This is a genomic window from Glycomyces amatae (assembly GCF_020991375.1).
GTDB classification, from domain to species: Bacteria; Actinomycetota; Actinomycetes; order Mycobacteriales; family Micromonosporaceae; genus Glycomyces; species Glycomyces amatae.
The window spans coordinates 36,058-60,281 of sequence record NZ_JAJLQZ010000025.1 but is presented as its reverse complement, the minus strand read 5'-3'; the positions used below and the strand labels follow the sequence as shown (position 1 = coordinate 60,281).

The following is a 24,224-nucleotide window of genomic DNA, read 5'->3' as shown; positions in this document are numbered from 1 at the left end:
GGCGACCGAGCCCCCGGGGCCGGCCCTCCATGCCGAGAACCCGCCGCCTCCGGCCCCGCGGAGTCCCGCTCAGCCGTCGACCGCGCGCCCCAGCCGCTCGGCGAAGCCCCTGAACCCCTCCCGCAACCGCTCCGGCGCCTCGATCCCGAAGTCCGCGTCCAGGAACGCCAGCCCCAGCAGCGGCCACTCCCACGTCTCCAGCCGCAGCCGGACCCTCGTGCGCCCCTCCGACAGCGGCTCCAGCTCGACGTTGTCGTGCCGGAACGCGTCCGCGACCGCCCGCGCCGGGGCGTCCACGGTGATCACCACCGGCTCCCGGTCCCGGTTCATGCCGCTCGCGAGGTACTCGATCGCCGTGTCGGCGGGCGCGGGCCGCGGCTCGAAGCGCGACGTCGAGACCCGCAGGCCGCTGATCCGGTCCACGCGGTAGACCCGCCAGTCGCCCCGGTCCAGGTCCCAGCCCAGCAGGTACCACCGCTCCAGGTGGTGCGCCTGCCGGTGGGGCTCGACCCGCCGCGAGGCGACCGCCCCGTCCTTCCGCTCGTAGTCGAACGCCACGACCCGCCGGTCCCCGATCGCGTCCGCGAGCAGCCCCAGATCCTCGGCGCTCGGGCTCGGCCCCGCCGCTGCCCCCGTCTCCAGGCTGGTGCGCAGCCGCCCGATCCGGGGACGCAGCCGCTTGGGCAGGAACTGCTCGAGCTTGCCGTACGCGCGGGTGGCCGCCTCGTCGAGGCTCCCCTCGTCGGCGCTGCCCCGCGCGGCCAGGGCGGCCAGCCCGAGCAGCATCGCGACGGCCTCGTCGTCCTCGAGCATCAGCGGCGGCATGGTCCGGCCCGCCGCGAGCCGGTAGTGCCCGCCCGGCCCCGGCCGCGTCTCGACCGGATACCCGTGGCCGCGCAGGCGGTCGACGTCGCGCCGCAGCGTCCGCGGGCTGACCCCGAGCCGCGCCGCCAGCTCCTCCCCGCTGAACGACCGCCCGGTCTGCAACGTGGCCAGCAGCGACAGCATCCGCCCGGTGACATCCGACATGCCCCCAGTCTGCCGCGAATCGCGGTCGGGAAGCGGCCGCATCTGCGCCTACCGTCGGAGCCGTGAACGAGCGAATGATCCGAATCCGCGGCGCCCGGTCGAACAACCTGCGGTCCGTGGACCTCGACCTCCCCCGCGGCAGCCTCACCGTGTTCGCGGGCGTGTCCGGCTCCGGCAAGTCGTCCCTGGTGTTCGACACGATCGCCGCCGAGGCCGGCCACCAACTCAACGAGACCTACCCGCCCTTCACCCGCAACCGGCTCCCCAAGTGGACCCGGCCCGAGGCCGACGAGCTGTCGGGCCTGTCGCCGGTGATCGTCATCGACCAGCGCCGCATCGGCGGGAACGCCAGGTCCACGGTCGGCACCGTCACCGACGCCTGGACCTACCTGCGGCTGCTGTACTCGCGCGTCGGCACCCCGCACGTCGGCGAGTCCAACCGGTTCTCCTTCAACGACCCCGCGGGCATGTGCCCGACCTGCTCCGGGCTCGGCGAGGCGGTCGAGCTCGACACCGACGCGTTCCTCGACCCCGACCGCTCCCTGAAGGAGGGCGCGATCCTGCTGCCCGGCTTCGTCGACGGCGGGTACAGGTATTCCGGAGAGGGCTCTGTCCTTTAGGGCAAGGATGCATCCAGGAGATCGCCTGCTCGCAGTCCCGCGCCAGCGGGACTGCTCGGGCCTGAGGTCGACGGTTTTGTCGTACCTCTGGTCTAGCCTTGAGGGGTGCTCCTTCGATACCGGTACCGGGTTTATCCGACAGCGCCGCAGCGGGTTTCGCTCGCGCGGGCGTTCGGGTGCGCTCGCACGGTGTTCAATGACGCGGTCGCCGCGCGGAAGCACGCGCACGCCGAAGGTTTGCCCCACCCGTCTACGGCGGCTCTTTCGAAGGCGCTGATCACCGCGGCGAAGTGCACCCCTGAGCGGGCGTGGCTCGGTGAAGTGTCGGCGGTGGTGTTGCAGCAGGCGCTCGCGGACGCCGACCGGGCGTACCAGAACTTCTTCGCGTCGCTCAAGGGCAAGCGTGCGGGGGCGCGTATGGGCCCGCCGAGGTTCAAACGCCGCGTGGGTGCGCAGTCGATCCGGTTCACGCGCAATGCCAAGTTCAGTGTGCTTGACAACGGTCGGCTTCGGCTGCCGAAGATCGGCGACATGCGGGTGGTGTGGTCGCGGGAGTTGCCGTCGGCACCGTCCTCGGTGACGGTCGTCAAGACTCCGACGGGAAAGTACTACGCCAGTTTCGTCGTCGCCGTGGATGATGGTGCGGATCTACTCGAACCGCTCGCGGCACCGGAGGCCGAGACCGGCATTGACCTGGGTTTGAAGGACTTCGCGGTCTTGCGCGGTGGGAAGGTGATCGAGAACCCGAAGTTCTTCCGGCGGTTGGAACGCAAGCTGGGGAAGTCACAGCGGGTTCTTGCTCGGAAGGCGAAGGGTTCGGCGAACCGGGCGAAAGCCCGGATTCGGGTCGCGAAGGTCCACGAACGCATCAAGGACGCCCGTTCGGATTGGGTTGACAAGCAGGTCAAGACGATCGTTGCCGAGAACCAAGGCATCTATGTCGAAGACCTGAACGTCAAGGGCCTGTCCCGGGGTGGACACGCCAAGTCGATGCATGATGCGTCGTTCGGGATGTTCTTGGTCCGGCTGGAGTCGAAGGCGGCCCGTGCGGGGCGGACGTTCGCGCGTGTCGACCGGTTCTTCCCTTCCACTCGGTTGTGCTCGTTGTGCGGGGTCTTGGACGGGCCGTCCGGGATCGAGGGCCTGAAGGTCAGGTCGTGGGTGTGCGGGTGCGGGGCGGTCCACGACCGGGATCAGAATGCAGAGATCAATATTCGCCGTGAAGGTAGACGGCTCGTGGCCGAGGGGCACTCGGACACGCGAAACGCCTCTGGACAGGACGTCAGACCAGGGAGACCTGGCAGACCTGGAAACACCCGTGAGGGACAGAACGAGGAACCCACCCGTAGCGGCACCGCGCAAGCGGCGCCCGAGCCGGGAACCACCGTCCTTTTGAGACGATGAGGATGTCAACTGCGCCTCGGCCAGCCGCTCACCACGCTCTCGGGCGGCGAGTGCCAGCGCGTCAAGATCGCGAGGGAGCTGCGCGAGGCCGCCGAGCCGTCGCTGTACGTCTTCGACGAGCCCACCACCGGCCTGCACCTGCGCGACGTCGACACGCTCGCGGCGGTGCTCGACCAGCTCGTGGAGCGCGGCCACACCGCGGTCGTCATCGAGCACGACCTCGACGTGGTCCGCCGCGCCGACTGGGTCGTCGACCTCGGCCCCGGCGCGGGCAGGCACGGCGGCCGCGTGCTCTATGAGGGGCCCGTCGCGCGGCTCGAGGGCACCGCGACGGCGCGGGCGCTCCGGGCCTGAGGGAACGAACCGTGCGCCGGTCGAGACGACCGGCGCACGGCGCCCCCGACGGGGCCCGGCCAGACCCACGGACCGGACCCCGGGCGTCCGCGTACCCCGCGGCGGCGCCGGAACACGCCGAAGGGGCCGCGATCACTCTTTAGAGTTCTATGAGGACCTTCACGTCCCACGCGCCCAGGCGCAGCGTCCCGCCCGCCGCGTACTCGGTCCCGTCCAGCAGGTCCCGGACCGCCCCGGGCAGCGCGTACTCCGCCGCGTCCCAGGACCAGTTGTGCACGAACCGCACCGTCGCCCCCGCGCCGTTCACGCCGCTGGTCGCGGTCACGCTCGGGTGCTCAGGGCGCCACGGGTCCTCCGGAGCGACCCACGTGAACAGGGCCTTCCCGAAGGCCGCGTTCGGGATCGTCCCGACATAGGTGACCCGGCCGCCGCCGTGGGCCTTCGTCGCCGCCGCCGCGAACCTCCCGTAGTGCGGGTGCGCGTACTCGGCCAGCGCCTCGGCCCCCTCCAGGTACACGCCGTCGGCCCACTTCACGCCCGCGTCCCCGCCGCCGAGCGCCAGCGGCGAGCCCTCGGGCGCCCGCACCGGCACCGGCCCGTCGAGATTCGCGAACTCCTCGTACCAGACCCCGGCCGCCTCGGTGAGCCGCGCGGGCTTGACCTCCAGCCGCGCCCGCGCCTCCTCGTCGCCGTAGCCCGTGCGCGGGCCCAGGACCAGGTGCCCGCCCGCCGCCGCGTACTCGCCGAGCCAGTCCAGCAGCGCGTCGTCCGCCACGTACAGGCCCGCCGCCACCAGCACCGGGTACTCGGCCGCCGCCTCGCCCGGGTCGCCGAGCTGCTCGGTGTGGACGATCCGCGCCTGGAGCCCGGCGTCGAACGCGCCCTGGTAGAACGGCCCGACGATCGACTCGAACGAGCGGTGGTCCGGCCCGCCCTCGTCGGTCGCGATCTGCGGGTGGGAGGCCAGGCCCCACTCGCTCGGCTTCGAGTACAGGACCGCCACATCGGCGCCCGGCGTCAGGCCCTTCAGGTCCGCGCCGGCCCGGCGCAGCTCCGCCCCGAGCCCCGCGAGCTCCCGGTAGGTCCGGCCCGGCTCCTGGCTGTGCGGCAGGACCCCGCCCCAGTAGGTCTCGGTGCCGAAGTGGAGCGTGTGCCAGTGCCAGTACTCGATCATCTTGGCGCCGCGCGAGACCAGCGCCCACGCGGCCTGGCGCCACTGCCCGTCGTAGGCCGGCTCGTTGCGCCACGGCTCGCCGATGGCCTGCGCGTTCGTCTCGGTGACCAGGAACGGCTCCTGCCGGGAGGAGTACATCCGGTCGGCCGAGTGGTACAGCCCCCACGTGCCGCGGGTCTTCCAGTCCGCGGCGGTCCCGTCCGCGCTCGGCAGCGCCAGGCCGTCCTGCATCCGGTAGTACGGGTTCCCGGCCGTGACGTCGAGGCGCGCGGCGAGCGCCCGGTCGTCCACGGCGGGCCGCGGGTAGGAGATGCACGTGGTCACGAACTGGTCCCCGCGCGCGTACTCGCGGGCGATGTCGGCCTGCCAGCCGATGAACTCGGTGGTCAGCTCGGTCTGGAACCGCCGCCACGCCTGCGCGTACTGCGGCTGCGCGTTCCCGTCGGGCCGCCACAGGTCGGCCCAGGTGGACAGGCGGTGCGACCAGTACACCAGGCCCCATTCGCGGTTGAGGGCCTCGACGTCGCCGTAGCGGTGGCGCAGGTGGTCGGCGAACCGCTGGAACACGCCCTCGTTGTGGAAGATCTGGAGGCCCGGCTCGTTGTCGACCTGGTAGCCGATCACGGCCGGGTGGTCGGCGTAGCGCGCCAGGATCTTCCTGACGACCCGCTCGGCGTGGAACCGGAACGCCGGGTGCGTGTAGTCGACCTCCTGGCGCCCGCCCCAGCCGATGCGCCGCCCGGTGCGGTGCTCGCCGGCGATCTCGGGGTAGAGGCGCGCGAGCCACGGCGGGACGGCGTAGGTCGGGGTGCCGACGATGACGCCGATGCCGCGCTCGCGCGCCCCGTCCAGGACCGGTTCGAGCCAGTCCAGGTCGAAGCGGCCGTTCTCGGGCTCCCAGGTGCTCCAGACGGACTCGCCGACGCGGATCACGGAGAACCCGGCCTCGGCCATCAGGTCGAGGTCGGTCTTCAACCGCTGGAGCCCGGCCTCGGCGCCGAGGCCGTCGGCGGCGGCGGGCTGGTACTCGTAGTAGTAGGCGGCGCCGAACAGGATCGGCTCGGACTCGGACATGCGGTCTCCCTTCGGGTGGCGGGCCGGGCGCGGCGGCGCCCGGCCCGGGTCTCACTGCTTGACGGCGCCCGAGACCAGCCCGGACTGCCAGTACCGCTGGAGGAACAGGAACGCGATCACCAGCGGGACGATCGACAGGAGCGAGCCGGTGACGACCAGCGGGATCAGGTCGCCGCTCGCGCCGCCCGCGGCCGCGGCCTGCCCCTGCCAGCGGGCCAGGCCCACCGTGATCGGGTACAGGTCGGGGTCGTTGAGCATGATCAGCGGCAGGAAGTAGTTGTTCCACGTCTGCACGAGCGCGAACAGCAGCACCGTCGCGAAGCCGGGCGCGAGGAGCCGCAGCACGACCTGGAAGAAGATCCGGGCCTCGCTCGCCCCGTCGATGCGCGCGGCCTCCAGGAGCGTGTCGGGCACCGCGGCCTCGACGTAGACCCGCATCAGGAACAGCCCGAACGGGTTCACGAGCGAGGGCAGGATGATCGCCCACACGGTGTCGGCCAGGCCGATCTGCGCGAACAGCAGGTACGTGGGGATCGCGAGCGCGGTCGCGGGGACCATGATCGCGCCGAGCACGCCCATGAACATGGCGCGGTTGCCGCGGAACCGGTACTTGGCGAACCCGTACCCGGCCAGGGCCGCCAGCAGCGCCCCGCCCCCGGCGGCGGCGACCGCGTAGAGGAGCGTGTTGCCCATCCAGCGCAGGAACACGCCGTTGTCGTACGTGACCGTCTCCCGCACGTTCGCGAAGAACGCGTTGTCGCCGGAGAACCAGAGCCCGAAGGTCGAGAACAGGTCCTCGCTGGTCTTGGTGGAGGCCACGACGAGCCAGAACAGCGGCAGCAGGAAGTACGCGGCGGCGGCGAGGACGCCGACGGTGAGGATCGTGCTGCGCTTCGGCCTGCGGCGCTTGACATTGCGCGCGATCGCGGTCATGACCGGCTCCTGCGGTTGGTGGCGAGCATGAACGCGTACGAGCCGACCAGGATGATCAGGCCGAGCACGAACGACACCGCGGCGGCGTAGTTGTACTCCTGGCCCGTGAACGCGAGGTGGTAGGCGTACAGGTTGGGCGTGTACGAGCTGTCGATGACGGTGGGCGCCAGCGGCTGCATCAGGTTGGGCTCGTTGAACAGCTGGAAGGACCCGATGATCGAGAACACCATGCAGACCACCAGCGCCGAGCGCAGCGCGGGGATCTTGATCGACCAGGCGGTGCGCCACTGCCCGGCCCCGTCGACGGCGGCGGCCTCGTACAGCTCGCCCGGCACGGCCCGCAGCGCGGCGTACAGGATCACCATGTTGTAGCCGGTGAACTCCCAGAACACGATGTTCGCGAGGGAGCCGAGCATGAGGTCGGCGCCGAGGAAGTCCGGCACCCCGACGCCGATCTTCTCGGCCAGCTGCGCGAACGGCCCGAACTGGGGCCCGTACATGAAGCCCCACATGAGGGTCGCGATGACGCCGGGCACGGCGTAGGGGACGAAGACCCCCAGCCGCGCGAACCGGGAGAGCCTGGTCAGGCCCGTGTCGAGCGCGAGCGCCAGGGCGAGCGCCACCACGAGCATGGCGGGCACCTGGAGGAGGAAGAACGCGCCGACGCGGCCGAGCCCCTCCCACACGGCGGGGTCGGTGAAGGCCCGGGCGTAGTTGTCGAGGCCGACGAAGACGTTGCCGCCCACCAGCTGCTCCCGGAAGAGACTGAAGTAGGCGGCGTAGATCAGCGGCACCGCGAACATCGCGGCGAACACGATCATGAAGGGGGCGACGAACAGGTACCCGGCCAGGGCGCGGCGGCGGGTCCCCTCGGGTCGGCGCGCGGCGGCGCGCGGCGCCTCTGCGGTGGCGGTCATGACCGGTTCACCGTGAATCCCTGGTACTCGGCGTACTCCTCGACGGCGGCCTGCCACGCCTCCATGGCGGCCACGGCGTCGGTCCGCTCCGTGAACGCGGTGCCCACCGTCTCGGTGAAGTCGGCGTAGACCTGGTCCTGGAAGGGCGCCCACTGGAAGTCGGGCGCGACGGTCGCGCCGATTTCGGCGAACAGGCCGTTGACCTGCTGGCCGCCGTAGAACTCGAGCTCCTGCCCGGCGAAGGCCGGGTCCTCCAGGACCGCCTTCGCGGGCGGGTAGAGGAACTGCTCGAACGCCATCGTCTCGGTGGACTCGCGGTCGGAGTTGATGAACTGCGCGAACACGGCCGCCGCCACCGGGTTCGCGGTGGTGGACATGACCGCGGAGGTCGAGCCGCCCCAGTTGGAGGAGACCGGCTCGGAGCCGGCGTCCCACTGCGGCAGCGGCGCGCACCGCCACTTGCCCGAGGTGGACGCCGCGGCGGACTCCAGAAACGTCGGGGCCCACGCGGGGGCGATCCAGGTGGCGTACTTGCCCTTGTTGAGCGCCTGGTACCACTGGTCGTTGAAGTCGGCGTCGACGGAGACGAGGCCCTGCTCGGCCAGGTCGCCCCAGTACCGGGCCACCCGCGTCGCGGCCTCGCCGGCCAAGTCGACGCGCAGGTCGCCCCCGGAGGTCCCGGCGAACGGGTCGGCCCCGGCCTGCCACAGCATCGCGGCGAAGAACGCGCCCTGGCCGGGCGCCAGGTTCGTCAGGTACACCTCCGGGTCGGCCTCGCGCAGGCGCCCGGCGGCATCGGCGAACTCGTCCCAGGTCGCGGGCACCCCGATGCCGTGGGCCTCGAAGATGTCGTCGCGGTACAGCATCCCCATGGGGCCGGTGTCCTGCGGGATCGCCCAGATCTGGCCGTCGGTGCCGGTGACCTGGGACCAGGCGAACTCGACGTACGCGTCGGCGAGGTCGGCGGCGCCGAAGGGCCGCAGGTCGAGCAGGTCCTCGGTGATCGCGAACGACGGGATCATCTGGTACTCCAGCTGGGCCACGTCGGGCGCGCCGTTCCGGGCCCGCAGGGCGGTCCGCAGCTTCGTGTAGTGGGCCGCGCCCTGGCCCGCGTTGACGATGTCGACCTTCACGGCCGGGTAGGCCTCCTCGAAGAGCGCCACCTCCTTCTCGATGCCGGGCACCCAGGTCCAGAAGTCGATCTCGGTGGGCGTGCGCATCGCCTCGTCGATCTCGGCCTGGCTGTAGTGCGACTGGTGCTGGGCTCGCTCGCGGGCGCATGCGCTGAACGCGAGCGGACTCGCGAGCGCGGCGGCGAGCCCCGTCCTGCGTCTGAAGCGGGGGTTCATCGTGCGTCCTTTCCTGGCTCTCCTTTGAGCCGGTTCGGGGGCGGAGCGGTCGACGCGCGCACGACGAGGCTGCGCGCGCGCCCGTCCGTTCGCGGCTCGGCCTCCGGAGCGTCGGCGGGCGCGCCGGGGAGCCGCCGCAGGACCGCGCCGAGGGCGCGGACCGCGTCGGCCTCGAACTGCTGGCGGACGGTGGTCAGGGGCGGGGTGAGGTAGGCGGCGGCGGGGATGTCGTCGAAGCCGGTGACGCTCACCTGCTCCGGGACGGCCCGGCCCGCCTCGGCGAACGCGCGGACGAGCCCGATCGCCATGTCGTCGTTGGCGCAGGCCACGGCGGTCACGTCCGGGTCGCGCAGCAGCTCCAGGCCCGCACGGTACCCGGCGGCGGGGGACCAGTCGCCCTCCAGGAGCGGCGGCGGCTCGATGCCGCGCGCCTCGTGGGCGTCGCGCCAGCCCTGGGCGCGTTCCCTTGCGGCGTACCACTTGCCGGGCCCGGCGAGGTGCCGGACGCGGGCGTGCCCGAGGTCCAGGAGGTGCTCGACGGCCTCGCGGGAGGCGTGGCGGTTGAACTCGCCGGGGAGGAGGTTCCGCGCCTCGGGCAGGCCCTGCCCCTGCCCGAGGCTGTAGATCGGGACGTCGGTGTCGACGTCGACCGGCTCGCCCTCGTCGATGGGCTCGGAGATCACCACGGCGTCCACGCCCTGCTGGAGCAGCCACTCGATCGCCTCGGCGACCGCGCCGGGCTGGCCCTCGGCCGTGTTGGCCACGGTCACCGAGACGCCCGCGGCCCGGGTGGCGCGCTCCAGCGCCACCTGGAGCGAGGCCGGGCCGTAGAGCGCGGTGCCGAGGGAGACGACGCCGATGCGCCGGAAGCGGCCGGTGATGAGCGCCCGCGCGGCGGTGTTGGGCCGGAACCCCAGTTCGCGGGCGGCGCGCAGGACCTTCTCGCGGACCTCGTCGGAGACGTAGCGCTCGTTGTTGACCACGCGCGAGACGGTCTTCTGCGACACGCCCGCGAGGCGCGCCACGTCGGTCATGCCGGGCGGGCGGCGGCGCGGGGTCTCGCCGGAGAGAGGCGGGGACATAGGGCTCCTGCCAGGTTCTGACTACGTTGTCATGTGCAACGTAGGCCACACCGCAAGCGTTGTCAAGGCGCCCGCTTCGACCGCTTTCGGAAAAACCTCCCCGCATTCGGCGGGCCCGGCGCCCCGCCGGTCAGCGCAGGCCGACCTCCACCGGGATCACCCCGCTGCGCAGCACCGCCACCAGCTCGTACGAGCCCTTCCCGGTGCACCGCTCGGCGAGCACGTCGAGCACGTCCGCCCCCGGTTCGCCGCCGAGCACCCCCACGAGCGCCTCGAGGTGCTCGGGCCGCACGATGTGGAACGTCTCGGCCTCGTCGCCGCCGACCACCGCCTCCAGCGCCGGGTCGATGTCGTGGCCGTCGACGTGGAGCGCGCCCTCCCCGTCGACGTACGCCCACAGCCAGTGCCGCTGCCCGGGGCCCTTCTCGGAGCGCAGTGTGATCCGCCTGATGCCGTTTCCCATGCCCCCTATGATCACGCGCCGTCCCCGCCGCCGCGCCGCGGCGGGGGCCCGTGCACCGGGCGGTACTCGGCGAACTCGGTCGTGAACAGCGCCAGGCCCTCCGTGAGGCCCGGCAGCCGCCGCTCCAGGCCGTGCACCGCCTCGGTCGGCAGGAAGCCCGACACGTACCCGGTGGTCTCGGTCGAGAACTGGCCCTTGATGTCCGCACGGCCCTCGCCCAGCGCCTTGAGGACCGCGTTGCCCGTCCCGGCCGGGAACTCCACGTCGAAGCGGCTGACCGGTTCGCAGACCGTGGTGCCCGCCTCCTTCAGCATCCCGTCCAGCAGGAACTTCACGACCTCCCGGAAGTCGCCCGCGGTGCTCGCCCGCCCGATGTAGCCGGTCGCGGTCAGGAGCACCCGGCAGTCGGTCACCGCCCAGCCGTACAGGCCCCGCCGCATCACCTCGTGCACGGTCTCCTCGACGGCGTTGCGCAGCGCCCGCGTCAGCGACCCCCGCTCGACCTCCAGCCCGTACTCCAGGCCCGAGCCCGGCTCGCCGGGCTCCAGCCGCAGCCCCACCGTGGCGATGTGCGGCGTCTGCTGCCACGGCCCCATCTCGTGCAGCGCCGAGACGACCGCGTTCGGACGCTCCGTGTGGATCGCCCGCGTCTCCTCGAACTCCACGCCGATGCCGAACTCCTCCAGCAGGAGCGAGGCCACGACCTCCTTCTGGACCTCCCCGTAGAGCCGGATCGCCGTCTCCTCGGACAGCTCGTCCAGGTGCGGGTCGACCAGCGGGTCGCGCTCGGCCAGGCTCAGCAGGGCCCGGTTCAGCGGGACGCGGTCGGCCGGCCGCTCGGGGCGCACCACCGTCTCCAGCGTCGGCGGCGTGAAGAACCCGCCGCCGCCCAGCTCGTCCGGCGAGCCGATCGCGTCGCCGATGCGCACGTCGGCCAGGCCCCGCACCTTCGCGATGCTGCCGGGTTCGGCGACCGCGGGCACGGTGGCCGTGCCGGTCGCGTACACCTCGACCCCGGTCGCCTTGCCCTCGAACGACTCCACCACGCCGCGCTCGCCCCGGCGGTGCACCGTCAGGTGCCCGCGCGGGGCGATCCGGCCGCCGCGCAGCCGGATGTAGGCGATCTTCTGGCCCGCCGCGGCGTGCTCCACCTTGAACACCGTGCCGCGCGGCTCCCCGCCCGCGTCGCGGACGGGCGCGGGCAGGTACCGGCGGACGCCCTCGGTCAGGGCCGCGACCCCCGCGCCGGTCACCGCCGATCCGAAGTAGACCGGGTGCGCCCTCCCCGAGCGCACCTGCGCGGCGAGCTCGCCGTCGCAGTCCAGCGCCTCCGGGCGCTCGAGGTACGCCTCCAGGAACGCGTCCGAGCCCTCCGCCAGCATCTCCGCGGCCCGCTCGGCGAACCCGGGCTGCGCGAACGAGAACGCCTCGACCGAGGCCTCCCCGCCGCCGATGCCGCGCACCGCGCCCATCGGCAGCAGCCGCGGACTCAGCTTCGCGGCGAGGTCCTCGAGCAGGTCCGCCTCGCGGGCGCCGCGGCGGTCGATCTTGTTGACGAACAGGAGCGTCGGCACGCCGAGCCGCTCCAGCGTGCGGAACAGGACCCGCGTCTGGGCCTGGACGCCCTCGACGGCGGAGACGACCAGCACCGCGCCGTCGAGCACGCGCAGCGCCCGCTCCACCTCGGCGATGAAGTCGGTGTGCCCGGGCGTGTCGATGAGGTTGACGGTGAGGCCGCCCAACCGGAACGCGACGACCGCCGACTGGATGGTGATCCCGCGGCGCCGCTCCAGGTCCATGGAGTCGGTCTGGGTGCTGCCGGAGTCGACGCTGCCGACGCGGTCGATGATCCCCGCGTCGTACAGCAGCCGCTCGGTCAGGCTGGTCTTACCGGCGTCGACATGGGCCAGAATCCCCAGGTTCAGATACGACATTGACATTCCTCAGAGGCGAGATCGGCTGGAAACGGATGGAGCACTCCGAGGTTCGGCGCATGTCGATCTCCTGCTTCGATGAGGACTGGCACGTCGGTTCGACGATGCGCCCGAGGCTAAGGGGGCCGCCTTCCCTCCGCAACCGAATTTCACCGGGCGCTTCGCCCGCGCAGCCGGACTCCGCCTCGCACCGGCGCGGTAGCATCCGCGTCATGGGCACCAGTGAAGGCACCTTCCAGCAGGCCTTGACGGCCGCCGACGTCGACGCCGCCAACGACCTCACCCGCCGCTGGCTCGCCGCCCGATCCGAGATCCCGGCCGCCGCCTCGGGCCTCGGCGTATGGCCGCTCCTGGCCGTCCTCGCCACCGGAGCGGAGGCCGCGACCCGGGACGAGCTGCTCACCGCGGCCGGCCTCGACGCCGACCGCGCCGCCCGGGTCCCCGCGGCCCTCCTGGCCGCCGCCGCGAACGCCCCCGCGATCAGCCTCGCCCTCGGCGTCTGGGCCGGAGAGCGCGTCACCCTCGACCCCGACTGGGTCGCGGGACTCCCCGCCGAAGCGGTCGGCTCGCTCACCGGCGACCCCGCCGCCGACAAGGCCGCCCTCGACGCCTGGGCCTCCCGCCACACCCGGGGCCTCATCCCGGAGATGCCGCTCGACTTCACGCAGCCCATCGACCTCGTCCTGGCCAGCGCCCTCGCCGTGCGCACCGCCTGGGCCACGCCGTTCACCGATCACAGCCGCGCCTTCGCGACCGGACCCTGGTCCGGGCTCGGCCGCTGCCACACCCTCGACGCCACGATCCACGGCGACGTCCTGCGCGTCGCCGAGAACGCCTCGGTGCTCACTCTGGAAGGCGACGGCGACATCGACGTCCTCCTCGGCCTCGGCCGCGACGACCTCGCGCCCCACGCGGTCATGGACGCCCTCCTCGACGCCGCGGCCGACCCCGCTTGGGGCCGCTCCGCCGCCGGACTGGACCCCGGGGCGAGCGCCGTCGGCGTCACCGTCGCCGAGTACCGGGGCACGCGGCCCCAGACCGCCCCCGAGACCGACGTCCAGACCGTCCGGTTCAAACTCGACGCCGACCTCGACCTCGGCGAGGACGCCGAAGCGCTCGGCCTCGAACTCGCCGCCGACGAGGACCGCGCCCGCTTCGACCGCCTCGCCGCCGAACCGGTCTACGTCAGCCAGGCCCGCCAGTCCTGCACGGCCGAGTTCAGCGCCACCGGCTTCGAGGCCGCCGCCGTCACCGCGATCGCCATGGCCCGCGCCGGCAGCATCCCGAAGTTCGACCACCGCCGCAAGAAGGCCTCGATCGCCTTCGACCGGCCCTTCGCCTACCTCGCGCGCCACCGCCCCACCGGACTCGTGCTCGTCGCCGGATGGGTCGCCGAACCGCAACGGGGCCGGTGAACCCGGTGGGCGGCCCTCTCACCGCCGCCCTCCTGTCCGACGCGGCACCGGTACCGAGCCGTTGAACCCGCATGGCGGGACACCGCCCCGCCGCAGGGTGGTGGGCGCCTCCTAATATCCGCCGCATGGACCCCGCCCTGCACGACGCCCTGACGCCCGCCGACGTCGCGGCCGCCAACGACCTGACCCGCCGCTGGTTCGCCGCCCGCACCGAAGTCCCTGCCGCCGCTTCAGGACCCGGCGTCTGGCCGCTTCTCGCGATGCTCGCCGCGGGCGCGGTCGAGGACACCCTGGAGGAACTGCTCGCCGCGGCCGGACTCGACGCCGACCGGGCCGCCGCCGTGCCGGGGCTCCTGCTCGAAGGCGCGCGAAACTCCCGCGCGATCCGCCTCGCCCTCGGCGTCTGGGCCGGAGCGGGCGCCGCCCTCGACCCCGACTGGACCGCCGCCCTGCCCGTGGGCACCGTCGGCTCGCTCACCGGCGACCCCGCCGCCGACGAGGCCGCCCTCGACGCCTGGGCCCGCGAGCACACCGACGGCCTCATCGACCGGATGCCCCTCGACCTCGACGAGCAGATCCGCCTCGTCCTCGCGAGCGCCCTGTCGGTGCGCACCGCCTGGACCGTGCCGTTCCAGGACGCCTACGCGTCCTTCACCACCGGCCCGTGGGCGAGGCCCGGCCCCTGCGAGATCCTCACGGTCACCTACCACGAGGACGTGCTCCGCATCGGCGCCAACGCCTCCGTCCTCACCGTCCGCGGCGAGGACGACATCGACGTCCTCCTCGCGATCGGCCTCGACGACATCGCGCCCGGAGCGGTCATGGCCCGGCTCTTCGCCGCCGCGAAGAACCCCGCCTGGGGCCGCTCGCCGGCCGAACTGGAACCGGGCCGCCGCGGCCCCGGCGTCAGGATCGTCGAGTCCTTCGAGGAGCAACCCCAGTCCGCCCCGGAGGTCACCGCCCGCACGGTGGCCTTCACCGTCGCCGCCGACCTCGACCTGCTCGAGGACGCCGAAGCGCTCGGCCTCGAACTCGCCGCGGACGGCGATCTGGCCCAGTTCGACCGCCTTGCCGCGCAGCGGCTCTTCGTCAGCCAGGCCAGGCAGTCCTGCACCGCCGTCTTCAGCGCCACCGGCTTCGAGGCCGCGGCCGTCACCGCTGTCGGCATGGCCTACATGGGCGGCCTGCCGCCGGAGCCGCCGCGGCCCCACCGGCACGTCAAGGCCGTGGTCACCTTCGACCGGCCTTTCGGCTACCTCGTCCGCCACCGCCCCACAGGGCTCTTCCTCCTCGCCGGATGGGTCGCCGAACCGCAACAGGCCCGGTAGCACCCGTCGCATGGGCCCCGCCCTGCACGACGCCCGCCGATGTCGCGGCCGCCAACGACCTGTCCCGCCGCCCGAGATGAGATCCCTTCGGCCGCTTCAGGACTAGGCGCCTGGTCGCTCCTTGCGATGCTCACCGACGGCGCGGCGGGGAGACCAGGGAAGAACAGCTCGCCGCCGCGGGCGTCACCGGCGCCCGCGCCGCCGACGGGTCTGACCTCGGCGTGGTGAGAGGTCTTGTGTCTGGGGTCGATGCTGGTAGGGGGCCGGGATCGCCTTCAGGCGGCGGCGATGCGGGGGTGGGTGCGAGGCTGGTGTCCGTTGGCGGCCTGAGGTTGGTGGAGGGTCAAGGTCCATAAAGGCGGCGGCGACGGTGGGGTGGGTGCGGGGCTGGGGCCGGTTGGCGGGGCCGGGGCGGCGGGGCTCGCGCTTCAGGCGGCGGCGACGGAAAGGCGGGGTGGTGTCGGGGTGGGGTGGTCGGGTGCCGGTGGCGCCGGGGGAGCGGTTACGGCGGCAGCGACGGAGGGGCGCGTGGAGGGCTGGTGTCCGTCGGCGGGCCCGGGGTCGGTGTGCGGGGCTCGGGGGCTGGTGTGGGTCGGGTGGGCGGGGCGGAAGTGCGGCACCGGAGGGCGATGTTGTTGCGGAGCATGGGGTCCGGTGGAAACATGAGGGTTCTGTACCCGTGTGGGTGTTGCCGGCCTGGGGTTATCGGGGGGATGATTGGTGGTACGTACAGGGTTACGGAATCAGTGCAAGCGAACGAGATGTGTTCATTTAATGCAGACTACGACAGCCTCTGGCCGCTCGTACCGCCCACTGGTGTCGGGGCCGCCCTCGCAGCTAGGACGGGGGTTGTTTGTCCCGCGTTCCGGTCCTGCGCTGGTACCACCGTCACCGCGGTCTACGGGCATGTGACGGGAGTGCGGCCTCCTTGAGGAGGTACCGCCGGCCAGCACAGTCGGAGTCCCGCACACACCCCGGGCGTATCCAGCACACCCACCCGACCACCACCACAGGAAGGACAGGAAGACCCGACAGGCCCACCACGCCCGGTAGGCCGATAGGTCCGACACACCAGGGAGGACCGGCAGGCCACGGCGACTACTACTCGACGGCGATGCGAGACCCGGCCGCGAGAGCCCGCCGCGAGACGGTGCCGCCAGGCGACGCGACCGCCATCGCGACCACCACCGCGTATCCGCCAGGACGCGACCACACCCACCGGGAGGAGGTGAACCCACCATGACCACCACGACCACCACGATGCCCTACGCCGCGACTCCCGCGGCACCCACCGCGCGCCAGGCCGCCCGGCGGCAGGCCGCTGCGACGAGCCCGACCGTCACCGACCCCGCCGTACCGCCGACGGCCGGCAGCGCCATCGCCGCATCGACCATGAACGGCCCCGTTGCTGCTGCCGCTTCGCCGTCGCTCGGCCCTGCCACCATCCACGCCGTCCCGGTCCCGGTCTCCATGGCGCCGTCGCCGACTGCTCGAACCCCGGCCCCGGCAACCCACCCGGGGCCCGGCCTCCACAGCACCGTCGCCGACCGTCCGAACATCGGCCACCGACCGGCCCGGCCCCGGCAGCTACTCCGCCGCACCGCGGGCCACCGGCCCCACCGGCCCCGCCACCGCAGCTAGGACCGGCAGCGACCGCACCGCACCGGCGACCACCACCGGAACACCGTCGTTCGTTCCCGGCGCCACCCACACCACCCCGGCCCCGGCAGGCCACCCAGACCCGGCCACTCCCGCACACCGTCGCCGCCCGCCCGCCCGAACACGATCCCACCCGGCCCCGGCGACCAGCCCCGGCCTCAGCCCCCGCCACACCGTCGCCGACAGCTTGAACCCTGGCCATGAACCGTCCCGGCCCCGGCAACACCTCCCCGAACCGACCCCGCCGCCACGCCGTCGCTGACCGTCCGAACACCGGCCACCAACCGGCCTGGCCCCGGCGGCACCTCCCCGAATCGGCTCCGCCGCCACGCCGTCGCCGCTCGCCTGAACACCGGCCATGAATCGGCCCGGCTTCGGAGGCACGCCCGGGGCGAATCCTTCTCACGCCGTCGCCGCCCGCCCGAACCCCGGCCGCGAACCGGCCCGGCCCGGCAACGCACCCCAGCGCATCCCCTCGCAACTCCATCGCTGAGCGCCGAACACCGGCCGGAGACCGCCTCCCTTGCCTGAACGGCATTGGGGTCGACCGGGTTCATCGGTGGGGTCGAGGAGAGGTCCGGCGCCGACCGCCAGGTCCCTGCTCACATTCCGGTCAGGAGCGGCTTCACGGGCCCCCGCCGTTGAACGGGCGCGGTGCGAGCGGCGCTCAGCGCCGGTTCTTGCGCTTCTTGCGCTTCTTTCGGGTGGAAGGCCGGTCGCCTGCGCGGCGCCGCGGGCGGGGCGACGGAGTCGCCCGCCGGTCCCGGTCCGCCGATCGGCGAGGACGGCGCCCGGCATCGGCGGCAGCGCGCGCGGCAGTGCGCTTGGCCCGCCCTGCCAGGACGGCCGCCGCGAGGCCCAGCAGGATCAGCGCCCCGAAGATCCGCGCGGTCCACAGCCACCCCCAGTGCTCGACCGTGTAGCCCCGATCCGAGAGGTCGAACCCGAGCACCGTCAGCATCAGCGGCAGCGCCGCTCCGCGCGAGCTCGCGCCGTCCGGCACCGCGACGCCCTGCACGGCGCCGATGGCCGAGGGGAACACGGCCAGGAGGATGACCGCCGAGGCCGCGACCGTCACCCGCGACCGGTCGCGGCGGCGTGCCGCCCGCCAGAGCATCAGGCCCGGCACCACGGTGACCAGCACCAGGATCACCCCGCACAGCAGTGCCAGATAGGCGCCGAGGGCGACCATCGCCGCGGTCCCGAAGGCCCCGCCGACGCCGGGCCCGGCCAAGGCGCTCTCCGACACCGCGAAACCGCCCAGGCCCGCCAGGGCGGCGACCGCCGCGCCGACCGCGACCTGGCACAGCGGCAGCAAGGCGCCCCACTTCAGGAGGCGGGCGTCCCGGGGGTCGGGCTCGGGCGGCACCCGGTCGCCGACCGGACCCGCGGACACCTGCGCGATGTCCTGGGCCGCACCGCCGGTGATCATGCCCGCCAAGGCGAGGGCCGCCCAGGAGCCGAAGAGGACCACCGCGGGGGTCATGCCGCCGGAGTCGAGCCACCGGAAGGCGGCGACAGTGGCGACGACGGTCTGGACCGCGCCGACGGCGATCGTGCTCCAGCCGCGCCGGGTCAGAGGGAAGAGGGACACGCCCGCCAGGCTACCGAGATCCCGCCCCGGCGACGGGGGTGATCGTATCGGCGCGGGAGGGTCCGGGCGGCGGGCTACATGTTCACGTAGAAGTGTTCGCGCTGCTCATCGGTGCAGGCACTGCCCTCGTACCAGGCTTCGCGGGAGCTCGTCAGAAACGACCCCTGCTCGCGCCGTTCGCAGCGGCCCATCGTGGACCACATGTCCAGCACGGTCCACAGGGTGAGCGTGACCAGGCATGCCAGCACAGTGGTGCCGACGAGCAGCTTGAGGCCGTTCGTCGACGCTCCCCGGCGGAGCCGGACCGCGGCGGCTCCGGCGGCGAGCGCGACGAGGTAGAGCAGACCGATCTGCACCATGTCGTCGGGGGTCTGGACCGTGACCACCAGGGCCGCCGTGGTCGACAGCGCCGCGAGGACGCCGAGCAGTCCGCTGCCGGCGGAGGACATTCCCGCCCAGGGGTGTTCCGGTGTCGCCATCACCGCATTCTCCACGGCCCTCGGAAACGGTGTCCAGGACCGAGTGCCGCGCATCACGTCGGAGCCCGCTCTTCCACGCGCTCGGTGCGCGTTCCCCTCCGCGGCGGTGATCGTGCCGATTCACGCCGTACGGCGCGTCCATGAAGCTCTGCTTCCTGAAGGCATCGCCGCCCCCTTGCGCCGCAACGATGCCGGAAAAGCCCTCAGTCCGGACCGCGACCGTCGGGGGGACTCTCCTATGCGTCTTCGTCGAGCGGGGCGGTGTGCCACGACCAGTCCGGGCCGCGCTTCTCATGCCCCTCCAGTTCGCCCCTGCCCGTGGCCCACAGCAGCGTCGCCCACGGGTCGGTGTCCGTCGGCGCCTCCGGGAACAGCCGGGCCAGCCCCGCCGCGGCCAGGTCGCCCGGCGGCTCGAAGGGCACTCCCAGCCCCTGCGTCAGGTCGAAGGCGTGCGCGAGCGTCTCCACCACGCCCATCGCCGCGAAGCCCTCGGGGTCCCCGGTGCCCCAGACGTGCCAGGCCCGCGCCGACGCCGGCCGGGCGTCCACCACCGCCGCGACGAGCCCGCCCATCATGATCAGGGCTTCGATCCCGGCCTCCGGGCCCTCCGCGCGGTCGGTGACGATCGGCAGCGGCCGCTCGCCGGGCCGCTGCCACATGATCGTGGGACGACCCAGCGTGTACGGCACGGTCGGGGCCATCCGCAGCGCGTACGAGAACACGCCGTTGTTCAAGTGCTCCAACGCGTCCCAGCAGTCGCAGTCCATCGGCCCGGCCCGGTTCCCCCAGGCCTCGGCGGGCGCGGCGCGCAGCGCCGCCGCGGTGACGGCCACGGCCCGTTCGACATGGGCACCGGTCACAGGGGTTCGCTCCATGATCGGACCCTAATGCGGCGGGCCGCCCCGGGCAACCCCGTTCACTCGCCGCGCCACGCGTGCCAGAGCCCCGCGTACACCCCGCCCGCGGTCAGCAGCTCGTCGTGCGTGCCCTCCTCGGCGATCCGCCCGTCCTCGACGACCGCGATCCGGTCCGCGGACGCCGCCGCCTGCAACTGGTGCGCGATCGCGATGACGGTGCGGCCCTCCAGGGCCGCCGCCAGGGCGACCTCCACTCTGCCCGCATTGGCGGGGTCGATCCCGGCCGTGGCCTCGTCGAGGATCACGATGTCGGGGTCGGCGACGATGACGCGGGCGAGCGCGATCTGCTGCGCCTCGGCGGTGCTGAGCTTCCGGTGCTCGTCGCCGAGCACCGTGTCGAGGCCTTCGGTCAGGGCCCAGCCCGCCTCCACCCGCCGCAGCGCCGCCTCCAGGACCGCGTCGTCCGCGTCGGGCGCGGCGAGGACCAGGTTGTCACGCAGGCTGGCGGTGAACACGTAGTGCTCCTGGGTCACCAGTACGACGTGGCGGCGCAGCTCCTCGACGCCGATGTCGCACACCGGGACCCCGCCGAGCGTCGCCGTCCCGGTCCGGGGCCGGTCGATGCCCGCCAGGAGCCTCGCGATCGTGGACTTCCCGGCTCCCGACGGTCCGACGACGACGAGCCGCTCCCCGGCCCCGGGACGCAGGCTCAACCCGTGGAGCACGTCGGGCCCGTCGCCGTACCCGAACGTCACCGCGTCCAGGCGCAGCTCCGTCCCGTCCGGCACCGCCTCGCGCGGTTCCGGCTCGATGAGGTTGACGCCCTCGATGCGCGCCAAGGCAGCCGAACCCTGTTGGAACTCGTTGAGCTGCACCATGACCGTGTTGGTCGGGTTGGCGATGCGGACGGCCACGGTGATCGCCGCGATCGCCGTGCCCAGGCTCAGGCCGTCCTGGAAGTACCAGAGCCCGGCCGCGGCCACCACCAGCACCAGCTGGAGCCGGTTGAGCCACAGCAGGAGCAGGAAGAACTCGATCTGGAGGCGCATCACGCGCAGGAACCGCTCGCGCATCGCCTCGGCGCGCCGGTACCCCGCCTCGCGCCGCTCCTCTTGCAGTGCGAGGGCGGCCACCGTCCTGGCGCCCATTCCCGAGGCGGTGAGCGTCTCGGCCGCCTCGCTCATGGCCGCGCGCTGCGCCAGGAACGCCCCGCCCGACCGGCGCAGGTACCGCCTGGCCGCCAGCAGCAGCGGCGGCAGCGTCACCAGCGAGCACAGGCCCAGCAGCGGGTCGATCACGAATGTGGCGATGTACAGGACCAGCACTTCGATGAACGCGGTCGCGATCGTGGGTCCGGAGTCGCGCAGCAGGTCGGCGACGATGTTGACGTCCGAGGCGGTGCGGGTGCCGAGGTCGCCGCGCCCGGCCTGCTCCACCCGGTCCAGCGGCAGCCCGAGCACCCGGCCCACCACGCCTTCGCGCAGCCGGGCCGCGGCCCGCTCCCCGAACCGGTACCCCGCGCGCCGCCCCAGCCTGCTGAGCACGAACTGGGCCGCGACGCACGCGACGATGAGGCCGCACACCAGGTTGATGCGCCCGATGCTCCAGCCCGCGCCGATGCCGTCGACCACGCGGCCCAGCAGGATCGGCACCGAGACGCTGAAGACGGCCGCGAGCGTGTACAGCACGAGGACCTGGAGGGCCCGCCCCTTGTCGGCGGCGAACAGCCGTATGAAGGCCCGCCGGACCTCGGCCGGTCCCGCGACCGGCAGCCGGTTCAGGGTCTCGTCGGCGCTCATGTGCGCTCCTCTCGGCGAAGCCCGGGGTCCGCGGACCGGCCCCGGTGAAACCCGCCGCCCATCAGTCGGCGCCGTGCGAGGCGAGGGCCCGGTAGGCCGGGTCGTCCAGCAGTTCGGCGTGCGACCCGGCGGCGTGGACCTTGCCCTCGACCATCCACACCACGCGGTCGGCGTGCGCCAGCCACAGCGGCGATGCCGTGACGACCAGCGTCGCCGCCAGGGCGCGGGTCGCGGCGACCCGCTCGGCGATGAGCGACTCGGTGTGCGAGTCCACCGCCGAGGTCGGCTCCACCGCGAGCAGCGTCTCCGGCGCGGCCGCGAGCGCCCGGGCCAGACGCAGGCGCTGGCGCTGGCCGCCCGAGAGGTTCCGCCCGCCCTCGGCGATCGGCGCGTCCAGCGTCGAGCCCAGGCCCGTGTACACGTCGTGGGCGCAGGCGGTCTCGAGCGCCGCGAGCGCCGTGTTCGGCTCGACCCGCATGGTCTCGGCGAGCGTCCCGGCGAACAGGTGGTCCTCGTCGGTCAGCAGCATGATCCGCTCGCGGACCTCGCCGAGGGCGTACGCCTCCAGGGGCTTCGCGCCCCAGGTCGCGTCGGAGCCGCGGTAGCGGGCCAGGCGTTCGCACGCTTGGAGCGCGGGGGCGGTCTCGGCGGTGACGACCACCGTGAGGCCGCCGGGCGGCACGACCAGTCCCGAGTCGGGGTCGCGCAGCTCGCCGCCCGCGCCGCGCAGCGTCCCCTCATCGTCCACATCGGTCTCGATCGAGAGGAGCCGGGCGATGCGCTTGGCCCCCACCCACGCGGCGATGAGGAAGTTCGCGGTGCCGATGAAGTTGCCGGAGACGGCGATGAACACGGTCGCGAAGCTGAACGCCGAGGCCAGGCCGCCGATGGTGATCGCGCCGTCGGCGGCCAGGAGCGCACCGGTCCAGGTGATCGCGGCGACGAACACGATCGGCATCGAGTACCGCAGCGCGTAAATCCACGAACTCGAGTTCGCCACCTCGTATCCCGTGCGCTGCAAGGCGGCCGAGTGCTCGCGGTAGCGCGCGGCGAACAGCAGGTCGCCGCCGACGCCGCGCAGCACCCGCAGGCCGCCGACGACGTCGGCGGCCTGCGCGGTGAGGCCGCCGATCATCGCCCGGTACTCGGCCTGGTTGCGCTGGAGCCGGCTCAGGAGCGGCCCGGCGATGAGGGCGGTGACGATGCTGCCCGCGATGACCACCGTGCCGAGCAGCGGGTGGATCGACCACACCAGCGCCGAGCCGACGGTGAACATCGAGAGGTTGTTGCACAAGAACCCGAGGTCGGCGGCCACCCGGGCCGCCCGGCGGGTGTCCTCGCTCGGGAGGTTCACCAGCTCCCCGGCGGACACCTTCCCGCGCACCCCCGTCCCGGCGCCGTTGAGGTGGTCGGTGAGGCGGCGGACGATCGCGCGCTGGTTGGCGGCCTCGGCGCCCGCGAACTGGCGGAAGCCCGAGGTCCAGAAGATCGGCTGGGCGATCACGGCGGCGGTGGCGAGCGCGAGCCAGAAGAGGAGGGCGCCGCCGTCGCGGGCGATGAACCCCTCGTCGATGATCCGGCTGATCATCCACAGCTGGGCCATCGACGCCGCGCCCGCCAGGAGGTACATGAGGATGCCGACGACGACGCGGCGCCCATGGGGCCGTACGAGGCCGACGAGCAGGCGCCAGGCCGTCGGCGGGGGAGCGAGGGGCATGGGGAGGAAGCTTACCTGCCGACCGGTCGCACGCGCACCTCCAAATCGGGCGCGAGGCCCTTCCCGCCCCAATCCCCGCGAAACTGGTTTGACCTGCAATGCGAAGGGCATTCATTCGGTCCAACATCGACAGCAACGATGTTGTGGAAGGAGTGGTCATGCCCTACAGCGCCTCGCGTCACAACCCGTGGATCGTCCACATCATCACGATCATCTTCGGGCTCATCGCCCTGATCATCCTGCTGCACCTCGCCTTCGTGCTGCTGGAAGCCAACCAGGGCAACCCCCTCGTGAACTTCATCGCCGACCTCGCCAACTGGTTCTCCTGGCTCTTCCGCGACATGTTCACGATCGACGACCCCAAGGTCCGGGCCGTCGTCAACTACGGGCTCGCCGCCCTGGTCTACCTCGCCATCGGCGGCGCCATCGGCGGACTCGGACGCCGCCGCTGGCACGACTGACCTCAGCGGGCAGGGAAGGCGGGGCCCGGACGCGACGCGTCCGGGCCCCGCCGCCGCGCACGCCCCCGCGGCGTCGGCCGGCGGTGCTACGGTTCGCCGATGACGAGGATCGACAAGGCGTCCAGGGACATCGCGGTGCCGACCGAACGCGCCTACGCGGCGCTGGTCGACCCCGACGCGCTCATCCAATGGCTGCCGCCGGAAGGCATGAGCGGCTACTTCGAGTGGTTCGACGCCGGCCCCGGCGGCTCCTACCGCCTCGTCCTGACCTACGCGGAGGGCACCGGTGGCAAGTCGACCGCGGACTCCGACGTCGTCGACGCCCGCTTCGTCGGCCTCGACCCCGGCGAGCGGGTCGTGCAGGAGATCGACTTCGTCTCCGACGACCCGGACTTCACCGGCACCATGACCATGAACTGGAGCGTCGCGCCGGTGGGCGACGGCTCGCGGGTCGAGATCACCGCGACCGACGTCCCCGTCGGCATCACCCCCGAAGACCACGCCGCGGGCCTGGCCTCGTCCCTCGCGAACCTCGCCGCCTACCTCGAACGGTGACCGCGACAATTGCCACCACCTGATATC

General features: G+C 73.0%; 19 protein-coding genes and 2 pseudogenes. 8 read left to right on the top strand and 13 right to left on the bottom strand.

The genetic code is table 11. The features are described from left to right. Positions 1–69 precede the first annotated feature (69 nt). Entirely contained in the window at positions 70–1,029 is a 960-nt protein-coding gene (locus tag LO763_RS25165) for a helix-turn-helix transcriptional regulator (RefSeq protein ID WP_230790536.1), read from the bottom strand. Positions 1,030–1,103: 74 nt separating this feature from the next. Between LO763_RS25165 and LO763_RS25160 the strand changes: the two are divergent. From LO763_RS25160 to LO763_RS30150, 3 genes and pseudogenes are all read left to right on the top strand, one after another. After that, positions 1,104–1,628 (top strand): annotated as a pseudogene (locus LO763_RS25160) (P-loop NTPase family protein); the annotation flags it as partial. A 126-nt stretch (positions 1,629–1,754) separates the two neighbouring features. Then, on the top strand, positions 1,755–3,053 hold the full coding sequence (locus tag LO763_RS25155) for an RNA-guided endonuclease InsQ/TnpB family protein (protein WP_230790531.1): 1,299 nt from the start codon (positions 1,755–1,757) through the stop codon (positions 3,051–3,053). Between the two features lie 9 nt (positions 3,054–3,062). Next, positions 3,063–3,407, top strand: a pseudogene (locus LO763_RS30150) (excinuclease ABC subunit UvrA); the annotation flags it as partial. Positions 3,408–3,546: 139 nt separating this feature from the next. On the opposite strand, the gene LO763_RS25145 reads toward LO763_RS30150, so the two are convergent. The 7 genes from LO763_RS25145 to LO763_RS25115 all read right to left on the bottom strand — a co-directional run bounded on the left by LO763_RS25145 (position 3,547) and on the right by LO763_RS25115 (position 12,333). Then, a complete protein-coding gene (locus LO763_RS25145) occupies positions 3,547–5,655 on the bottom strand; it encodes a beta-galactosidase (RefSeq protein WP_230790527.1) in 2,109 nt (702 codons plus the stop codon). A 51-nt stretch (positions 5,656–5,706) separates the two neighbouring features. Next, positions 5,707–6,588, bottom strand: a complete 882-nt coding sequence (locus LO763_RS25140) for a carbohydrate ABC transporter permease (protein ID WP_230790526.1) — start codon at positions 6,586–6,588, stop codon at positions 5,707–5,709. Continuing rightward, positions 6,585–7,505, bottom strand: coding sequence for a carbohydrate ABC transporter permease (locus LO763_RS25135; protein ID WP_230790525.1), 921 nt, complete (start codon positions 7,503–7,505; stop codon positions 6,585–6,587). Before LO763_RS25135 ends, LO763_RS25140 begins: the two co-directional genes overlap by 4 nt. After that, positions 7,502–8,854, bottom strand: coding sequence for an ABC transporter substrate-binding protein (locus tag LO763_RS25130; RefSeq protein WP_230790524.1), 1,353 nt, complete (start codon positions 8,852–8,854; stop codon positions 7,502–7,504). Before LO763_RS25130 ends, LO763_RS25135 begins: the two co-directional genes overlap by 4 nt. Beyond that, on the bottom strand, positions 8,851–9,936 hold the full coding sequence (locus LO763_RS25125) for a LacI family DNA-binding transcriptional regulator (RefSeq protein ID WP_230790523.1): 1,086 nt from the start codon (positions 9,934–9,936) through the stop codon (positions 8,851–8,853). The genes LO763_RS25130 and LO763_RS25125 overlap by 4 nt, the downstream gene beginning before the upstream one ends. A gap of 130 nt (positions 9,937–10,066) precedes the next feature. Beyond that, positions 10,067–10,399 carry a hypothetical protein gene (locus LO763_RS25120; protein ID WP_230790522.1) on the bottom strand — a complete coding sequence of 111 codons (333 nt, stop codon included), beginning with the start codon at positions 10,397–10,399 and terminating at the stop codon, positions 10,067–10,069. Between the two features lie 11 nt (positions 10,400–10,410). Beyond that, the gene (locus tag LO763_RS25115) at positions 10,411–12,333 is read right to left on the bottom strand and encodes an elongation factor G (RefSeq protein WP_230790521.1); all 1,923 of its coding nucleotides are present in this window, start codon (positions 12,331–12,333) and stop codon (positions 10,411–10,413) included. Between the two features lie 212 nt (positions 12,334–12,545). On the opposite strand from LO763_RS25115, the gene LO763_RS25110 reads away from it, so the two are divergent. The 3 genes from LO763_RS25110 (at position 12,546) to LO763_RS25100 (ending at position 16,717) form a co-directional block, all read left to right on the top strand. Next, positions 12,546–13,748, top strand: coding sequence for a serpin family protein (locus tag LO763_RS25110; RefSeq protein ID WP_230790519.1), 1,203 nt, complete (start codon positions 12,546–12,548; stop codon positions 13,746–13,748). Positions 13,749–13,873: 125 nt separating this feature from the next. Further along, positions 13,874–15,076: a serpin family protein gene (locus LO763_RS25105; RefSeq protein WP_230790517.1), complete on the top strand. Its 1,203-nt coding sequence runs from the start codon at positions 13,874–13,876 to the stop codon at positions 15,074–15,076. A 1,239-nt stretch (positions 15,077–16,315) separates the two neighbouring features. Then, positions 16,316–16,717, top strand: coding sequence for a hypothetical protein (locus tag LO763_RS25100; protein ID WP_230790515.1), 402 nt, complete (start codon positions 16,316–16,318; stop codon positions 16,715–16,717). A gap of 685 nt (positions 16,718–17,402) precedes the next feature. Here the strand turns inward: LO763_RS25100 and LO763_RS25095 are convergent. From LO763_RS25095 to LO763_RS25075, 5 genes are all read right to left on the bottom strand, one after another. Beyond that, on the bottom strand, positions 17,403–18,329 hold the full coding sequence (locus LO763_RS25095) for a hypothetical protein (protein ID WP_230790512.1): 927 nt from the start codon (positions 18,327–18,329) through the stop codon (positions 17,403–17,405). A gap of 74 nt (positions 18,330–18,403) precedes the next feature. Next, on the bottom strand, positions 18,404–18,808 hold the full coding sequence (locus LO763_RS25090) for a hypothetical protein (RefSeq protein WP_230790510.1): 405 nt from the start codon (positions 18,806–18,808) through the stop codon (positions 18,404–18,406). Positions 18,809–19,044: 236 nt separating this feature from the next. Beyond that, positions 19,045–19,683, bottom strand: coding sequence for a hypothetical protein (locus LO763_RS25085; protein WP_230790508.1), 639 nt, complete (start codon positions 19,681–19,683; stop codon positions 19,045–19,047). Between the two features lie 41 nt (positions 19,684–19,724). After that, the gene (locus LO763_RS25080) at positions 19,725–21,464 is read right to left on the bottom strand and encodes an ABC transporter ATP-binding protein (protein WP_230790506.1); all 1,740 of its coding nucleotides are present in this window, start codon (positions 21,462–21,464) and stop codon (positions 19,725–19,727) included. A 61-nt stretch (positions 21,465–21,525) separates the two neighbouring features. Beyond that, positions 21,526–23,181: an ABC transporter transmembrane domain-containing protein gene (locus tag LO763_RS25075; protein WP_230790504.1), complete on the bottom strand. Its 1,656-nt coding sequence runs from the start codon at positions 23,179–23,181 to the stop codon at positions 21,526–21,528. A 158-nt stretch (positions 23,182–23,339) separates the two neighbouring features. Here LO763_RS25075 and LO763_RS25070 point away from each other — a divergent pair, with 158 nt between their 5' ends. Together LO763_RS25070 and LO763_RS25065 are read left to right on the top strand one after the other, a co-directional pair. Beyond that, positions 23,340–23,642, top strand: a complete 303-nt coding sequence (locus tag LO763_RS25070; RefSeq protein ID WP_230790502.1) for a hypothetical protein — start codon at positions 23,340–23,342, stop codon at positions 23,640–23,642. 99 nt (positions 23,643–23,741) lie between these two features. Next, positions 23,742–24,197: an SRPBCC family protein gene (locus LO763_RS25065; RefSeq protein WP_230790500.1), complete on the top strand. Its 456-nt coding sequence runs from the start codon at positions 23,742–23,744 to the stop codon at positions 24,195–24,197. Positions 24,198–24,224: the final 27 nt, after the last annotated feature.

Coding starts and splice junctions, on each gene's coding strand:
- LO763_RS25105 (WP_230790517.1), top strand. CDS start 13,874: ATGGACCCCGCCCTGCACGACGCCCTGACGCCCGCCGACGTCGCGGCC.
- LO763_RS25165 (WP_230790536.1), bottom strand. CDS start 1,029: ATGTCGGATGTCACCGGGCGGATGCTGTCGCTGCTGGCCACGTTGCAG.
- LO763_RS25070 (WP_230790502.1), top strand. CDS start 23,340: ATGCCCTACAGCGCCTCGCGTCACAACCCGTGGATCGTCCACATCATC.
- LO763_RS25115 (WP_230790521.1), bottom strand. CDS start 12,333: ATGTCGTATCTGAACCTGGGGATTCTGGCCCATGTCGACGCCGGTAAG.
- LO763_RS25075 (WP_230790504.1), bottom strand. CDS start 23,181: ATGCCCCTCGCTCCCCCGCCGACGGCCTGGCGCCTGCTCGTCGGCCTC.
- LO763_RS25125 (WP_230790523.1), bottom strand. CDS start 9,936: ATGTCCCCGCCTCTCTCCGGCGAGACCCCGCGCCGCCGCCCGCCCGGC.
- LO763_RS25110 (WP_230790519.1), top strand. CDS start 12,546: ATGGGCACCAGTGAAGGCACCTTCCAGCAGGCCTTGACGGCCGCCGAC.
- LO763_RS25120 (WP_230790522.1), bottom strand. CDS start 10,399: ATGGGAAACGGCATCAGGCGGATCACACTGCGCTCCGAGAAGGGCCCC.
- LO763_RS25140 (WP_230790526.1), bottom strand. CDS start 6,588: ATGACCGCGATCGCGCGCAATGTCAAGCGCCGCAGGCCGAAGCGCAGC.
- LO763_RS25080 (WP_230790506.1), bottom strand. CDS start 21,464: ATGAGCGCCGACGAGACCCTGAACCGGCTGCCGGTCGCGGGACCGGCC.
- LO763_RS25085 (WP_230790508.1), bottom strand. CDS start 19,683: ATGGAGCGAACCCCTGTGACCGGTGCCCATGTCGAACGGGCCGTGGCC.
- LO763_RS25065 (WP_230790500.1), top strand. CDS start 23,742: ATGACGAGGATCGACAAGGCGTCCAGGGACATCGCGGTGCCGACCGAA.
- LO763_RS25135 (WP_230790525.1), bottom strand. CDS start 7,505: ATGACCGCCACCGCAGAGGCGCCGCGCGCCGCCGCGCGCCGACCCGAG.
- LO763_RS25130 (WP_230790524.1), bottom strand. CDS start 8,854: ATGAACCCCCGCTTCAGACGCAGGACGGGGCTCGCCGCCGCGCTCGCG.
- LO763_RS25145 (WP_230790527.1), bottom strand. CDS start 5,655: ATGTCCGAGTCCGAGCCGATCCTGTTCGGCGCCGCCTACTACTACGAG.
- LO763_RS25090 (WP_230790510.1), bottom strand. CDS start 18,808: ATGGCGACACCGGAACACCCCTGGGCGGGAATGTCCTCCGCCGGCAGC.
- LO763_RS25100 (WP_230790515.1), top strand. CDS start 16,316: ATGACCACCACGACCACCACGATGCCCTACGCCGCGACTCCCGCGGCA.